Source organism: Neobacillus sp. 114, from assembly GCF_030127045.1.
Classification (GTDB): Bacteria; Bacillota; Bacilli; order Bacillales; family Cytobacillaceae; genus Neobacillus; species Neobacillus rhizophilus.
In genome coordinates this window covers 2,062,997-2,079,085 of sequence record NZ_CP126144.1, presented here as the reverse complement: position 1 = coordinate 2,079,085, position 16,089 = coordinate 2,062,997, and the positions used below count along the sequence as shown (strand labels likewise).

Sequence of the window (16,089 nt, the reverse complement as noted above, 5' to 3'; positions counted from 1 at the left end):
TATATCACAATATTTGTCATTCGTAAGACATTTCTTGCTCAAAATAAGGGTAAAATTTTGGAACTAATGTCAGGAAAATTCCACAGGCGGCCTTGCTTATTTTCTCCCGATGATTTCAACTTCCGTTTCCATTTTTATTTGATATAAATTGTAAATCGTATCTTTAACATGCTGAATTAAGGCAAGCACATCCCCTGCCGTGGCATTGCCGGCATTGACAATAAAATTCCCATGCATTTCGGAAATCTTTGCACCGCCAATACTAAAGCCCTTAAGGCCTGCTACTTCAATTAATTTTCCGGCGTAATTAGGTAGTGGATTCCGAAAAATACTGCCTGCACACGGAAAATTCCAAGGCTGAGTTTCCTTTCTGTAATCTTTGTTTTTTTGCATCTGGGCTACTATCGAGTTCCTTTCTCCTGCCTCGAGTTGAAATACAGCTTCGACGACGATACCCGGACGTTTATTCTGCAGAATGGAGGTCCGATAAGAAAACTCTAGCTCATCATTAGAAAGCCACTCCATTGAACCATCCAAAAATAGGATATGTGCTTTTGTAAGAACCCTGCTGATGTCAGACCCGTGCGCTCCAGCGTTCATGTACACGGCCCCGCCGACAGAACCGGGAATTCCGCTAGCAAATTCCAGACCGGATAGACCTTTTTTGCTAATTAGGGTAGATAGACTAACAAGCGAATGTCCGCCGCCAACAGTTATTTCAGTTCCATTAATCTCAAGCGAATCGATACCATTGCCCAGTTTCAGGACAACTCCCTCAATTCCTTTATCTGACACTAAAAGGTTGGAGCCTCTGCCGATGGCCCGCCAATTTAAGTGATGGTTTCTAATGACTTCCATTACCTTTTGCAAATTTTCAACTGAAGAAGGTTCAATAAGTATATCAGCGGGACCGCCGATTTTAATTGTGGTGTGATGGGCAAGAGGTTCATTTATCTTCACTCTTCCGATATTTAATTCTTGCAATTCTTTTACAGCTTCAACCAATTTATACCACCTAGCTTTCCTAACTTACATATCGTTTTAGTTTATGCCAAAAAAATAATTTGGGCTACTAATGATTACCATTATTTCATCAGATTCCTCATAACTTTGTAAAGTCTAACAGCTGAATCCGGAACACCCATTTCCCTGGATTTTTGCTTCATTTCCTTGAGTATGTCTTTATTTAGCAAAATCCGATCTATTTCCTTAACAAGGGCCACGCTCGTTAAATCCTTTTCCAGTAAAACTTGTGCAGCTCCATGGCTGCTAAGTGACCTGGCATTTTTTTCTTGATGATTATTCGTTACGTACGGACTTGGGATTAAAATACTAGGTATTCCAAGCGAAGTGAGCTCTGCCAATGTGGTAGCCCCTGCTCTCGCTACAACTAAATCAGTCCCCGCCAAAACTTCGGGCATATTATGAATAAAAGGTTTGATGACGACATTTTTGGGGCTTCCAATCAATTCAGCTTCTTTTTTAACATCTTCATAATGCACTTCACCGGTTACATAAAGCACCTGATATGGTTTACCTGCAAACTCAGGGATTGCCTTAATAACCGCCTCGTTTATAGGCCTCGCCCCTCTCGACCCGCCAACTATTAAGACACAAGGCTCTGTCGTGCTCAAACCCGCAGAAAGCCGCCCCTTAATGCCATCCGTACCAATGACCTCAGATGCGCGGGGGTTACCTGTAAAGACTACTTTGTCTTTAGGGAAAAACTCTTTCGCTTCATCAAAACAGATGGCAATTTTGCTGACGTAACGGCTCAAAAACTTGTTCGTTAAGCCTGGAACACTATTTTGCTCATGGATAATCGTAGGGATATGCAGTTTGGCAGCAGCATAGACAACCGGCCCGCAAACATATCCTCCTGTCCCAATCACTATGTCCGGTTTAAATTCTTTTAATATTTTTTTGCTGTCTCTTACTCCTTTAAGAAACCGCCAAATCGTTTTCACATTTTCAAAGGATAGCTTTCTCTTAAAGCCTGTAATGTGGATGGACTTAAAAGAGATATTTTCCCTAGGAACAAGTTTACTTTCCAAACCATTATTTGTACCTATGTATAGAAATTCGGCTTGATTATTTTCCTTTTGGATTTCTCGAATAAGTGCAAGTGCAGGGTATATATGACCTCCTGTACCGCCGCCGCTTACCGCTATTTTCAAATTTCTCACCTCGTAAAAGTCAGCTAAACACATTCTACTATAAAAATTATATGAAAAAAGCTATCGAAAAAAGAATGTTATCTATTTGTAATGAAAAAGAAAATTAGAAACAAACAAAAAGACCCTGTCAACCAACAGGGTACTCTTTAATATCTCGAATAGCGGCTTATATTCAGGAGCACACCAATTGCCATTAGCATAAGTGTCAAGGAAGATCCTCCATAGCTTAAGAATGGCAGGGTAATCCCCGTAACCGGCATCAATCCTGTAACAACACCTATATTAATCATAACCTGAATCGCAACCATTGCGATTATTCCGACGGCTAGAAAACTTCCATATAAGTCAGGTGCACCTAAGGCAATACGGATCCCGCGCCATAATAAAAGCGCAAATAAAAGAATAACGAATGATCCGCCAATAAAGCCCAGTTCCTCCGAGAGAATCGCGAAAATAAAATCTGTTTGCGGTTCAGGCAGGTAGAAAAACTTTTGCCGGCTTTCACCAAGACCAAGTCCGAACAAACCGCCAGGGCCTATGGCATAAAGCGATTGAATGATTTGAAATCCGCTTCCCAAAGGGTCAGACCATGGATCTAAAAATGACGTGATCCTTTTAATACGATAGGGAGCAGAGGCAATTAAGCCGATAAATCCGGCTACTCCAATGAGTCCCAGAAAGGCAAAATGACTGATGCGTGCACCCGCGATAAAGATCATCACCACGCACGTGCCCATCATGACAGTACCAGTCCCTAAATCTGGCTGGAGCATAATCATTGCAAACGCAACGAAAGCGAGGCCCAATGAAGGGACAAGTCCTTTTTTAAAGGAAGTAATCAATTTTTGCCGTTCCGAAAGATACTTTGCCAAAAAGGCAATCATCGCAAGCTTCATAAATTCTGACGGCTGAATCGAGAACGCCCCTACCCCAATCCAGCTTCGTGACCCATTCCGAACATTTCCGATACCCGGGATTAAGACGAGAATTAATAAGACAAAGCAAACAATTAAAATAGTTTTAGACCACGTCCGCCATGTCCAGTAGTTAATATTCATAATAAAAAACATTGCCAGTATGCCAACACCCGCGAATAAGGTTTGCCGTTTTGCAAAGAAAAAGGAATCTTCGAATTTATATTCAGCCCAGATTGCACTAGCGCTGTACACCATAATCAACCCTACGGCGAGCAAGGTAAAGGTAACGATCATTAAAATAAAATCGGGAGTTGTTCTCTTTGTCGGCACAGCTAAACACCTCAACTACAAGTTTTAGGGCTTGAAACATCACCGCCTTAGAACTCTAAGTTGGACATGCCCTTACTTAAGCTTATGCACCGCTTCGATAAAAATGTCTCCCCTGATTTCAAAACTTTTATATTGATCCCAGCTGGCGCAGGCAGGAGATAACAAAATTACGTCACCCGGTTCCGAAAATCCGAATGCAGCAGGTACAGCCTTGTCAACATTATCGACACGCTTTATGCATTTTATTCCCGCAACTTGCCCCACGCGTTCAAGCTTTGGCGCTGTCTGGCCGAACGTAACCATTGCTTTTACATTTTCAAAGTAAGGAATTAACTCATCAAACTCATTACCCCGATCCAGCCCGCCTGCAAGCAGGACAATCGGACCGTCAAATGCCGAAAGTGCTTTGATTGTTGCTAACGTATTCGTTGCCTTTGAATCATTATAGAATTTTCTCCCATTCACTTCAGCAACGTATTGCAAGCGATGTCTGACTCCTGTAAATGTAAGAAGAACCTGTTGAATGGCATGATTTTCAACACCTGAAAGCTTGGCTGCAGCCATGGCCGATAAGATGTTTTCCAAATTATGGCGGCCCGGCAGAACAATTTTCTCAATTTCCATGACTTTTTCTTGATTAAAACAAATCCAGCCGTCCTTGATGCAGGCCCCTTCCATCAGCACTTTTTTGGTAGAGAAGGGAATGATTTTCGCTTTGGAATGGCGGGCCATTTCGAAAGTTTCTTCCTGGTCGGCATTTATGATTAAATAATCATCCTCTGTTTGGTTTTTCGTAATGTTTGCTTTTGCCCTTTTATATTCCTCTCTAGTCCCATGATAATCCAGATGGGCATCATAGATGTTTGTAATAATAGCAATTTTCGGTTTAAAAGTATTAATCCCCATTAACTGGAAGGATGATAATTCAATAACAATTGTATTGTCTTTCCCCGCTATCTCAGCTACACCAGATGCAACTGTCCCGATATTCCCTGCAATTAACGGCTGCTTTTCACCCTCATTCAGCATTTCATACACGAGTGTTGTCGTAGTGGTTTTCCCATTCGTTCCGGTAATCCCGATAAGTGGGGCTTCGGAGATTTCATAGGCAAGCTCCACTTCAGTTATGACAGGAATACCTTTTTCAAATGCGCCTTCAATCATTGGATTGGTATATGGAATTCCGGGATTTTTGACAATCAACTCAAATCCCTCATCCAGCAGCTCAACCGGATGCTCCCCGCAAATTACTTTAATCCCTTGTTCTAACAGCCCTTGAGCCTCGGGATTTTCCGACAATGGCTTTTTGTCATTAACTGTTACAAAGGCTCCAAGCTTATGTAAAAGAGCGGCGGCCGTAACTCCGCTTTTGGCTAACCCTAAGACAAGAATTTTTTTATGGCGATAAGATTCAATCTGCTTCAATTACAACCACACCTCGATATAGATTCCAAGAATCGCAAAAATTAGGCCGACACTCCAAAAAGTAACAACTACTCTCCATTCAGACCAGCCGACAAGCTCATAATGATGATGCAGGGGACTCATTCGGAAGATGCGCTTTCCAGTTGTTTTAAAGGAAGCAACCTGAAGAATGACTGATAAAGTTTCAATCACAAAGATCCCGCCAATGATCAGAAGCAATACTTCTAGCTTCGTAAGGATGGAAATGGCGGCAATGGCTCCTCCCAGCGCAAGCGAGCCTGTATCCCCCATGAAAACCTTGGCCGGATGGGCATTAAATACCAAAAAGCCAAGTACAGCACCGACAATGGCAACAGAAAAAATCGCAACTTCCATTTGCGACTGATTCCAGGCAAGGACGGCGAACGCGCCGAACGCAATAGCGGCAGTACCGGACACCAAGCCATCTAATCCGTCCGTTAAATTGACAGCATTGGAAAAACCTACTAGCCAAAAAACAATAAAAATGACAAAAAACCATCCCAAATCAAGCGACTTGTCGGTAAATGGAAGGATGATTTCGGTTGAAAAACCGTTTTGTTTGTACACCAAGTAAAATATAACGGAAATAATAATTTGTCCTAAAAACTTTTGCTTGGAGGTTAATCCCAGGTTTCTCTTCAGGACTACTTTTATAAAATCATCTAAAAATCCCAATAAACCAAACCCAAGCGTGACCAAAAGCAGCAAATACGTTTTAACCGTCGGTTCGGAAAATTTGCCCGTCATCACCAGCGTTGTTATGACAATTGCAAATAAAATCATGATGCCGCCCATCGTCGGTGTTCCTGATTTTTTCTGGTGTGATTTAGGTCCTTCCTCCCGGATGCTTTGTCCAAATTTCAACCTTCTTAAGAAGGGAATAAAAACTGGTGATAGCAGCACCGATATTAGAAACGCCATGATGATTGTGAAAAATATAACTTGCTCCAGCATATTATCCCCTCCCCCCGTGTATCTTTTCTTGTTTTTCGATTATTTTTTTTAGCATTACAGCAATATCATATGATTCGTTATTTTTATTAAGAAGTTTTTTATTTGAAAATTTAAAGTTAGTTGTCTCCATTTTTGCAGTTGTTTCTCCATCCAATTTTTCAATATATCGTGTTAAAATCTGTACAATTGCATCCCCTAAATCATCTGTAAAAAATACCGGAAAATGATTTGGAGTGTAATTCGGCAGTTTTTTTCGTTTGTCCCAAAGAACCGCGATAGCACCTTGAGCAATGGCTTCAGATAGACTGCCGCTATCTTCGCTTATATGGATAAACAGTCCCTTTGGCTGTATATCCCCCGCCATATCAGTCACCGTATAAAAAGCAAAATCACCTTGGACTCCTTGTTTTTCCGAAAAAATTTCAGCCAAGTCCCGATAGGTCAAAACCATTATTTTCTCTCCTCAATTGCTTCCCTAGCGACAAGCCGGTCATCGAAATCATAAACTTCACTGCCGATAATCTGATAGGTTTCGTGTCCCTTGCCGGCAATCAAAATGACATCACCTGCTGTTGCCTGCTTTACCGCTTCGCCAATGGCTTCTTTACGGTCAGGAATCACCCGATAAATATAGTTCCTGCCTTGAACCCCAGATTCCATTTCCTTTAAAATTTCAAGCGGATTCTCACTGCGTGGATTATCCGACGTGAAGATCGGATCAGTTGCATATTGGCAGGCAATTTGCGCCATCAGAGGACGTTTCGTCCTGTCCCTGTCACCGCCGCACCCGACCACAACGAAGATTTTTTGCTTGGCAAAATGCTGAATTGTCTTCAAAACATTTTCCAAGCTGTCCGGTGTATGGGCATAATCGACAATCACGGTAAAATCTTGACCTGCTTGGACCAGCTCAAACCTTCCTGCCACTCCCTTAATACTTTCAAGAGAGCCAATAATCGTCTCTATTGGAAGCCCTGATACCAGTGCGGCCGAGATACTGGCCAAAACATTATAAACGCTGAATTTGCCGATAAACTGAATGTTTACGGGATATCTATGATTGCCAATCACGACCTCAAATTCGGTGCCTGATGCGTTCATCTGGATATTTTCCGCTTGAATGTCCGCTTTTGAGTCGATCCCATAAGTCACAACATAGGCAGCCGTCGACCGTTTAAACATGATTGACGCAGGGTCATCAGCATTTAACACGGCAAATTTTGGATTTTTCTGGTTAAAGGTGTTACCGAGCTGAGCAAATAATAGACTCTTTGCCCGTTGGTATTCATCCATTGTCTTATGATAATCGAGATGGTCTTGAGTAAGGTTGGTAAATACGGCCACGTCAAAGTCGCAGCCATGGACCCTTCCTAAATCCAAAGCATGTGAAGAGACCTCCATGACGGCTGTTTCCACCCCATCATCCACCATTTGTTTAAAGGTTTTTTGCAGCGTTAAGCTTTCAGGTGTGGTATTTTTAGTTTCAATCAGCTTATCAGCAATTTTTGTATACATCGTGCCAATTAATCCGGTAGTCCGCCCATAATCAGCAACAATCTTTTCAATCATATGGCTGGTTGTTGTTTTTCCGTTTGTACCTGTAATTCCAATCAAGTGCAGTTTCTTTGAAGGCTGTTCGAAAAAGGTATCAGCCAGAACCGCCATTGCTCTTGTTGTATCATTCACAACGATAACAGGAACATCGAGCATAAGCGGACGTTCCGCGAGAATAGCAGCAGCACCGCTTGCTGCAGCCGATTCAGCAAAATCGTGCCCGTCCACGGTGTAGCCTTTAATGCAAATAAATAAGCTCCCATTTTGCACCTTGCGGTTGTCATTTTCTATTGAAGTGATTTCCCGGTCTTCTCCTTCATAGGGAATTATCAGATGCAAACTCTCAAGCAGCTTTTTCAGCTTCATGTTCATCTCAAATCCTCTCATTACCTTACCTCTGCTTTTGCCAATGCCCCTTTAGAAGAGACTAGTGGGCGAAAGTTTCACTTTATTTTACATGAAAATAAATTTTTTTGCCATTTTGTTTTTTGTATTGGCAAAAGCTAGAGGTGAGAATTGATTTAAGACTTATTAATTAATCACCACTGCCGAAGTATAGTCTAATTTTTGAACCTTCCTTAACTTTCGTTCCAGGTGCAGGAGATTGTCTCACAACAACATCGCCCTCGCCGCTTACATCAACTCGAAGGTTCAAGATTTGTTCCATAAGTTCAACTTTTGTCATGCCGACAAAATCAGGTAGTTCGATTGGTGCAGTATCAGGCCATTTGATTTCTTTTTCAATTTGCTCTTTTCTTGGTTCTACTCCCATCGCACTTAAACTGTCCTTCATTATATTCCCTACAATCGGAGCACTAACAGTACCTCCAAATGCAGTTACGCCTTTCGGGTTATCAACAGCAACATAAACAACAATTTGCGGGTCATCCGCGGGAGCAAAGCCAACAAACGAGACGATATAGTTATTTTCTAAGTATCGGCCACCCTGAGCTTTTTGGGCTGTTCCAGTTTTGCCGCCAATCCGATATGAATCAACAAATGCTTTACCTCCAGTTCCTTGGGCAACAACACTTTCAAGGGCATGGCGAATTTCTTTAGATGTGTCCTCAGAAATAACCCTGCGCTTTTCAACCGGAGTATTTCTCATTACGATTTCTTTTGTTACTGGATCGATTAATTCCTTTGCAATAAAAGGTTTATATAAGATCCCGCCGTTTACGGCAGCAGACACTGCAGCAACCTGCTGGATTGGTGTAACAGATACCCCTTGTCCGAAAGCAGTTGTTGCCAATTCAACCGGGCCGACGCGGTTCATATTAAATAGAATCCCGGTTGCTTCCCCCTGTAAATCAATCCCTGTCTTTTGGCCAAAGCCAAAATCCTTTACATATTGGAAAAGCTTTTCCTTGCCCAGCCTTTGACCAAGCTCCACGAATCCGGGGTTGCAGGAATTTTGCACAACTTCTAAAAAGGTTTGATCTCCATGTCCGCCTCGTTTCCAGCATTTCAACCTGGCACCGGCTACCTGAACTGAGCCGGAATCATGAAAATGTTCTTTCTCTAAGTCTACCTTTCCCTCATTCAATGCCGCTGCCAGCGTAATGATTTTAAAAGTCGACCCCGGCTCATACGTCATCCAGACAGGTAAATTCCGGTTGTAAACCTCCTGCGGAACGTTGCGGAAATTTGCCGGGTCAAAGGATGGCCTGCTTGACATCGCTAAAATCTCCCCACTGTTCGGGTTCATCGCGATGGCAATAATTCCATCTGGATTATATTTCGCTTCGGCAATATCCAGCTCTCTTTCGACAATCGTCTGGACCTTTGTGTCAATCGTTAATTTTAGGTCAAGACCGTTGACGGGCTTCTCATAATCATCAGCCATATCATTCATTCGTTCGCCTTTGGCATTTGCATAAAATTTAACAGAGCCTCTTTCCCCGCTCAGCTCTTTATCATAATATTTTTCAAGGCCCATCAATCCCTGGTTGTCCACTCCTGCAAAGCCTAGAACATGGGCTAAATAGCTGCCGTAAGGATAATGTCGTTTAGAATCTTCCCCTATATAGACACCATCAAGACCTAATGCCCGGATCTCTTTTGCTTTTTCATGGGAGATCTTTCGCCCTTCCTTTATCCGAACAATTCTCTCTTTTTGTGTGATCTCGCGATAGGCTGTTTCTTTAGGCATATTTAATACTGTGGCCAGTTTTTCAGCTGTTGTCGCCGGGTCTTTAACCTGCCTTGGGACAACCCAGACAGTTGGGGCACTCATATTAGTCGCTAATGGAACACCATTGCGGTCAACAATTTCGCCTCGCTGAGGCTCAAATGGAATATTCCGGCTCCAAGAATCCTTTGCACGTCCAGTCAACATGTCTCCGAGATAAAATTGTACATAACCTAGCCTGACATCAATAATCAAAAAGATCAGAATTCCGATGATTAGTGCAAGTAATAACCGTTTACGGACCGTTACATTTGAAACGCGCATATTTGAACAATGCCTCCTACTCCTTTACTTTATCGTTCATTTATATGCTTGTACTTCCTTGATTAGAACGGGTCCAAACGGTTCAAACCGCGGAAAAGAGGCTGTCCGATTACAGCCTCTTCTCTTAGTTAATCCTGCACTTTTTCTTCCTGATTGTCCTCTTGATTTGTTCCCTCTTGCTGCTGCCCATTTATTTCCTCTGTCCATTGTTCTTCGGGCGTTTTAAGTTCGACAATCAAGAAATCATCCTTACGCAATAACGCTTGTGGTTGAATATTTTGACTAACAACATATCCTTTTCCTTTTGGATTCAAATTTAATCCGGCCAAATTGGCAACCTTCATGACATCCCTTAGTGACCAGCCTGTTAGATCCGGAGCAGTCAATTCACCATTTGTTCGTATAACCACCTTTTCACCCTCGAGAATCTCCGTTCCGGCTTTAGGCAGCTGCTTGTCCACCTTGGTTCCGGTTCCGAGAACCACTGCTTCAATTCCCTTGTCCTTTAGACTTTTTACCGCCTCATTTACGTCCATCCCCTGTAAATCAGGCAATTCGCTGACATTCGTTTTTTCCGCAGCAGACGGCTGAATATTTAAGTAGTGTAAGCTGTTCTGCATGACAGGGTTAAAAATGGCCGACACAGGAATGGCGCCTTGGCCTGCATCAAGTCCTTTCAAATCAGGCTGCTGAACGGCCACATAAACAATCAGTTTCGGGTCATCCTTTGGAGCCATCCCTAAAAAGGAGAACATATAATTGTTAACCCCGCTTAGATATTTTCCATCCGGACCGGGAATATTAGCTGTTCCTGTTTTCCCTGCCACACTGTAGCCGTCAATTTTATAACGCCCGCCGGTGCCTTTTGGAGAGGTGACCACCGTTTCTAGGTAATCGAGAACCTTGCTGGCAGTTTCGGCGGAAATCGGGCTAGAAACAACCTCAGCAGTTTCTTCTTTGATCGTTTCACCGGTATCATGATTGACAATTTTCTTGACCACATGCGGCTTTACCATTTTCCCGCCATTGGCAACGGCCGTAGCCGCCTGGATTTGCTGAATTGGTGTTATCGCTGTTCCTTGACCATAGGCGGTGGTGATTTTTTCAATTGGATAAGTGTATTGAATTTTCCCGGATGTTTCATTTGGCAGTTCAATGCCTGTCGGCTTATCAAAACCAAATTTCGTTAAATACTCTCTGAATCTTTCAAAGCCCAATTTTTCCTTAGCAATTTTCGCAAACGCCACATTCGAGGAGCGCTGTACACCTTCAAGATAAGTAATGCTGCCCCAGCCAGACCCGTTGTGGTCATGGATGGCTTTATCCTTATCCGTCACCCGGTAGGACCCGGACTGATACAGTTCATTTGGATCGAACTCATTTTCTTGAACGGCTGCAGCAAGTGTAAAGATTTTCATCGTCGAACCTGGCTCAAACGAAGTTTCAATCGCTTCGTTATGCCAGCTTTTATCAATCCCGTCTTTTGTCTTTGGATCAAAGGACGGCCGCTGGCCCATTGCTAATATCTCACCTGTTTTCGGATCGGCCACAATCGCAATAATTTTCTTCGGCTTGTAGTCCTTAACCACTTTGTCCATGGCATCCTCTAAAAATGTCTGGATTTTCTTATCAATCGTTAAATAGACATCATTTCCATCTTTTGCGGGGGTGACTTTTTCTTTTCCGGTAGGAAGAATATATCCCCATTTATCACTTTCATATTGTATTTTTCCGTCTTTGCCAGTCAAGGCATCGTTATACGATTTTTCAACTCCCATTATCCCTTCATATTTGAAGGTATTATCCTTTTGTTTAACGCTGTCTGTATAACCTACTAAATGCGAGGCAAAGGTACCATTTGGATAAAACCTTTTCGAATCACGGATAAATGTAATTCCTGGCAGTTTCAGTGCCTCTATCTTTGTTTTTGTTTCATGGGTAATATCTTTTCCTGCCTTTCCAAACTCCACCTGAAACCTGCCTTTTATCGTTAGTCTGCGGTAAATCTCTGATTCATCCATTTTAATATATTTGGCCAGCTCTTTTGCCGTTTTCTCCGGGTCCTTTACATGCATCGGTTTCTTCGGGTCAGTCGTCATTTTCTTATCAAGAATTGCTACTAAGGAATAAGATGCAGTATCCTCCGCAACCACCTCACCATTCCGATCGTAAATGACTCCCCGTACAGCAGGGATGGTTCCATTTCGGTTATATTTTTCCTGAGCAAGTGCTGATAACTTCTGGCCTGCTGCTTCACCAGTAACTTGAATGTAAAGAAATCTGCACAATAAGACAAAAAAGAGCAGACTGAATATTATAAACAATATCGCTGCTCCAGAATTTATATATGGCTGTTTCTTAATCATTTCTGCTGCACAACCTTGACGTTATTTTCGTTTAAAATTAATCCCATTTGTTTGGCTTTTTCATAAATCCGCTCGTACGTACTTAATTCGCTAACTTGTACCTGCAGGTCGCTATTAACTTTCTGCTGTTCCTTCAACTTGGCATCAACCGTTTGAATTTCTTTATTCACGTCATAGATTTTTGCCTGATTGTTTAGGAGATGGGCAGCCCCAAAGCAAACGACACCTGCAAAAACAACTCCGATTATTTTTTCCCCTGGAGTAAGCCAGGATTTTTTTATTTTTACCTGTCTTTCGTCGCGTACTGTTTGTTCTGTTCGCTGCTGCTCTTGAACTTTCCTGGCAAGATTACTCAATCTTTTTCCCCTCCGGTTTGATTATTTATATTCTATATTTTTTCGGCAATACGTAGCTTTGCCGATCGTGCACGATTGTTGTGTTCCACCTCTTCTTCGGATGGAATAATCGGTTTCCTTGTGATTAATTTTAAAATAGGCTTGTACTCATCCGGAATGACCGGCAAACCTGGCGGCAGCGGTGGTGTTTCACTTGCCTTTTTAAATGTTGCTTTACAAATTCTATCTTCAAGCGAATGGAACGTGATGCAGCTGATACGCCCGCCTTTATTCAGTAAAGAAATCGCCTGGTTTAAAGACTTCTCAAACACACCCAGTTCATCGTTAACTGCAATTCTGACCGCTTGAAAAATTCGTTTGGCAGGGTGCCCGCCTTTTCTCCTTGCAGGGGCCGGAATGGCTTCCTTAATCAAATCAACCAATTCAAATGTCGTTTCAATTGGTTTGACCGCTCTCGCCGCTTCAATCTTACGGGTGATTTGTTTCGAGAATTTTTCCTCACCATAGTGAAAAAAGATTCGGACTAAATCCTCATAAGACCAATGGTTAATTACATCATAGGCAGAGATTGGTGCACCCGTATCCATCCTCATATCGAGAGGGGCATCATGATGATAACTAAAGCCTCTCTCAGGAGTATCAAGCTGTGGGGAGGATACACCCAAGTCATACAGAACTCCATCAACTTTTTCAATTCCTTGTTTTTCAAGTTCTTCTTTTAAATGTAAAAAATTGCTTTTAATAATGGTTAAGCGGTCGCCATATTCGGCTAATTTCTGCTCTGCATTTCTGATGGCTGTATCATCCTGGTCAAATGCAAACAATTTGCCTTCTGTCCCGAGTTTCGAGAGGATTAAAGAGCTATGCCCTGCACCACCCAATGTACAATCCACATAAATACCATCAGGCTTAATATTCAAGCCTTCTACCGCTTCATCCAATAACACAGTTGTATGTTTAAACATTTACGTACCACCTTTTCCAATCTATCGCTAAACATTTGTATGCAGAAAATATATTAAGATAACTTATCCATTATATATCAAAGCCAATCATATTTTCTGCAATTTCCGCAAAAGATTCTTCAGACTGTGAAAAATAGTCTTCCCAAATCTGCTTGCTCCAAATTTCGATTCGATTGGAAACACCCAAAATCACACATTCTTTATCTAATTTTGCATACTGCAATAATGGTGCGGGGATGTTAATTCTTCCTTGTTTATCCAGTTCACTCTCTGTTGCGCCGGAAAAGAAGAATCGTGTAAAGGCACGGGCGTCTTTTTTTGTCAGCGGCAAGCCTTTTAATTTTTCTTCAATCAGCTTCCATTCTGATAATGGGTAACCAAACAAACATTGATCCAAACCCCTAGTGATGATGAACATCTCGCCGAGTTCATCGCGGAATTTGGAGGGCACAATCAGTCGGCCTTTGTTATCAATGCTATGATGGTATTCACCCATGAACATACCCACTACCCCCACTTTCTATTAAAAATGTACCACATTCCCCCACTTTCCACCACCTATTTTTTAACTATTCTTCTTTAAATCCAAAAATCCTTTTCAAATTGGTTATTTTTACAAAAAAAAGAAAACCCCACATAGGCGAAGTTTTCTCGGATTGTAAAAAATTTATTTTATCGGCAATTTTTTATTGATCGATTGCCCCTGCTAATGGGCCTGTTGATTTCCGCTCCGGGCACTCGCTTTCCGCGGGGAGGTCCACGTAACGCCCGCGGAAAGCGAGCCCCTGAAGCGGAAATCAACAGACTTATTCCAGACTTATTACACAGTCAAATAAAATAAAGAGGGGCTTCCAAAAGTCAGTTACCTGACTTTTTGGACAGCCCCTAGATTTTGATAACCTTATGCAGACCGTCAAATTCGAATGGTAATATCATGAGGTCTTTGATAAAGGTTAATCCATATTGATTTAGGTAATAGAAAATATTCCAGACCCTTTCCTGCGGGGAGCCGTCTGGTCTTAAGGCGAGATTGATCCGGCTGAATTTTTTTAATTGGATATCGTGTCTCTGCTTTACTGCATCTTCGAGCTTTGTTTCCATGAACCCTATCTCCTTAAGAAGATAGCTTTCATTTTTCTTGAGCAGCGGCAGGAGACCCCGGTCGATTACAGCTGTTTTTGTTTCAATAAACTGATATTGTTTAAGCAGTTCTTCCTTAACAGTAGAAAATAACGCTTCAACTTCCTTATCCTTTACCGTTTCAAGAAATTGCTCTTTTTCTTGATTCGTTCCCCTTTGTAAAACTTCCTCTAGCTTTAAATTTAATTGTGTCACTTCCGCTTCCACGGAGCGGTCCAAAAACGTAATATTTAAACGAGGAACAATTGGCGGCATTTTCATGTTAAAATGTTCAAAGACAAGCTTTAGTTCCGCCCAATACGATATCTCGCCTGGACCTGCTATAAAGGCAAGGGTAGGAAAGAGCCATTCCTGCATGAGCGGCCTGGTCACCACATTATTGCTAAATTTTTCAGGATATTGTGCTGCCATCTCCACTAATTCCTGTTGGGTAAAGGTAACTCTTCCACTTTTCCCCACAAAGAGATTGGCGGCCCTGTCATATTCCAGCAAAATGCGTTCTTTTAATTTTTGATCATAATAAAACAAATTAGCCGCATTTTCCCCCGCTTCAATGGTGATTGGGAATCCTTTCTCGCCTATTTGCTTTTGCTGTTCCAATAGTGAAAAGGTGATTACCTCATGATTGCCAATTTGCTCCGTTAGAAAATCCTTTTGAAGCTGCCGGAAGCTTTTGTCGCCGGAGTCGACAAGTAATAAACCATAATCCTTAAAAAGCTCCATAATTATATAAGCGAAAAAGTCAACAAAGGTGGCTGATTTTTCAATCTGCCTTTCAGCAAAGTCTAATAGCTGCTTCGTATGCTCCGATTCACCGAAATTCTCAATAATATTCCGAACCCATTCCCGGCAGATTTCCTGGTCCAACGGAATATCAGTAACCATTGGCTTGCTATGAACCTTTTTCGGATAGGTCCATTTATCAAGCTTTTCTTCCATCGGAACATAGACATGATTCACTTCTTGATAATCATGGTCTTCACCCGCAATCCAAAACACAGGGACAACCGGAATCCCAAGAAGTTTCTCTTTTTGTTCTGCCAATTTAATGATCGAAATAACCTTATGTATCGAATAAAGCGGACCTGTGAGGATTCCTGCCTGCTGTCCCCCGATTACGACTGCACTGTCCTCACGCTTCAGCTTCTCAAGGGAGTTTTCCACCGCTTCCGAGTTGCCAAATCGCTCCATAAAGCTTTCAATATGTCTAGCAGTCTCAATGCGCGGAAAGCTTCTCTCCCTTAATTCAGCCATCCTCTTTAAATCTTCGTTTAAATCATTGAAGTGATAATGAAAAAAAGGCATAACATCCTTTGATTGCGCCAAGTAATTTGAAGCGAACCGGTTGGCCGCTGGTAAAGAGAGATTTAAAATCTCCATTCATGAACTCCCTTTCTGTAAACCCAAATTATTCTTTTAAGAGTATACC

General features: G+C 42.1%; 13 protein-coding genes. All 13 read right to left on the bottom strand.

What is annotated here, in order from left to right:
* Positions 1-96: 96 nt before the first annotated feature.
* The 13 genes from murB to bshC all read right to left on the bottom strand — a co-directional run bounded on the left by murB (position 97) and on the right by bshC (position 16,040).
* Positions 97-1,005, bottom strand: a complete 909-nt coding sequence (gene murB / locus QNN06_RS10445) for a UDP-N-acetylmuramate dehydrogenase (RefSeq protein WP_284037528.1) — start codon at positions 1,003-1,005, stop codon at positions 97-99.
* 80 nt (positions 1,006-1,085) lie between these two features.
* Entirely contained in the window at positions 1,086-2,177 is a 1,092-nt protein-coding gene (murG, locus tag QNN06_RS10440) for an undecaprenyldiphospho-muramoylpentapeptide beta-N-acetylglucosaminyltransferase (protein WP_217032915.1), read from the bottom strand.
* A 146-nt stretch (positions 2,178-2,323) separates the two neighbouring features.
* Positions 2,324-3,388, bottom strand: a complete 1,065-nt coding sequence (gene spoVE, locus QNN06_RS10435; RefSeq protein WP_249366536.1) for a stage V sporulation protein E — start codon at positions 3,386-3,388, stop codon at positions 2,324-2,326.
* Positions 3,389-3,496: 108 nt separating this feature from the next.
* Positions 3,497-4,849, bottom strand: coding sequence for a UDP-N-acetylmuramoyl-L-alanine--D-glutamate ligase (murD, locus tag QNN06_RS10430; RefSeq protein ID WP_213116419.1), 1,353 nt, complete (start codon positions 4,847-4,849; stop codon positions 3,497-3,499).
* Positions 4,850-5,824 carry a phospho-N-acetylmuramoyl-pentapeptide-transferase gene (gene mraY / locus QNN06_RS10425; protein WP_213116420.1) on the bottom strand — a complete coding sequence of 325 codons (975 nt, stop codon included), beginning with the start codon at positions 5,822-5,824 and terminating at the stop codon, positions 4,850-4,852.
* Position 5,825: 1 nt separating this feature from the next.
* Positions 5,826-6,275: a hypothetical protein gene (locus QNN06_RS10420; RefSeq protein ID WP_213116421.1), complete on the bottom strand. Its 450-nt coding sequence runs from the start codon at positions 6,273-6,275 to the stop codon at positions 5,826-5,828.
* Positions 6,275-7,744 carry a UDP-N-acetylmuramoyl-L-alanyl-D-glutamate--2,6-diaminopimelate ligase gene (locus QNN06_RS10415; protein ID WP_213116916.1) on the bottom strand — a complete coding sequence of 490 codons (1,470 nt, stop codon included), beginning with the start codon at positions 7,742-7,744 and terminating at the stop codon, positions 6,275-6,277. Before QNN06_RS10415 ends, QNN06_RS10420 begins: the two co-directional genes overlap by 1 nt.
* Positions 7,745-7,913: 169 nt before the next feature.
* Entirely contained in the window at positions 7,914-9,833 is a 1,920-nt protein-coding gene (locus QNN06_RS10410) for a stage V sporulation protein D (RefSeq protein WP_213116422.1), read from the bottom strand.
* A 128-nt stretch (positions 9,834-9,961) separates the two neighbouring features.
* On the bottom strand, positions 9,962-12,199 hold the full coding sequence (locus tag QNN06_RS10405; RefSeq protein WP_213116423.1) for a penicillin-binding protein: 2,238 nt from the start codon (positions 12,197-12,199) through the stop codon (positions 9,962-9,964).
* Positions 12,196-12,555: a cell division protein FtsL gene (gene ftsL / locus QNN06_RS10400; protein ID WP_213116424.1), complete on the bottom strand. Its 360-nt coding sequence runs from the start codon at positions 12,553-12,555 to the stop codon at positions 12,196-12,198. Before ftsL ends, QNN06_RS10405 begins: the two co-directional genes overlap by 4 nt.
* Before the next feature lie 32 nt (positions 12,556-12,587).
* Positions 12,588-13,520 carry a 16S rRNA (cytosine(1402)-N(4))-methyltransferase RsmH gene (gene rsmH, locus QNN06_RS10395; RefSeq protein WP_213116425.1) on the bottom strand — a complete coding sequence of 311 codons (933 nt, stop codon included), beginning with the start codon at positions 13,518-13,520 and terminating at the stop codon, positions 12,588-12,590.
* Positions 13,521-13,590: 70 nt separating this feature from the next.
* Complete coding sequence (gene mraZ, locus QNN06_RS10390; RefSeq protein WP_213116427.1) at positions 13,591-14,022, bottom strand: division/cell wall cluster transcriptional repressor MraZ; 432 nt, start codon at positions 14,020-14,022, stop codon at positions 13,591-13,593.
* Between the two features lie 383 nt (positions 14,023-14,405).
* Positions 14,406-16,040: a bacillithiol biosynthesis cysteine-adding enzyme BshC gene (bshC, locus tag QNN06_RS10385; protein WP_284037527.1), complete on the bottom strand. Its 1,635-nt coding sequence runs from the start codon at positions 16,038-16,040 to the stop codon at positions 14,406-14,408.
* Positions 16,041-16,089: the final 49 nt, after the last annotated feature.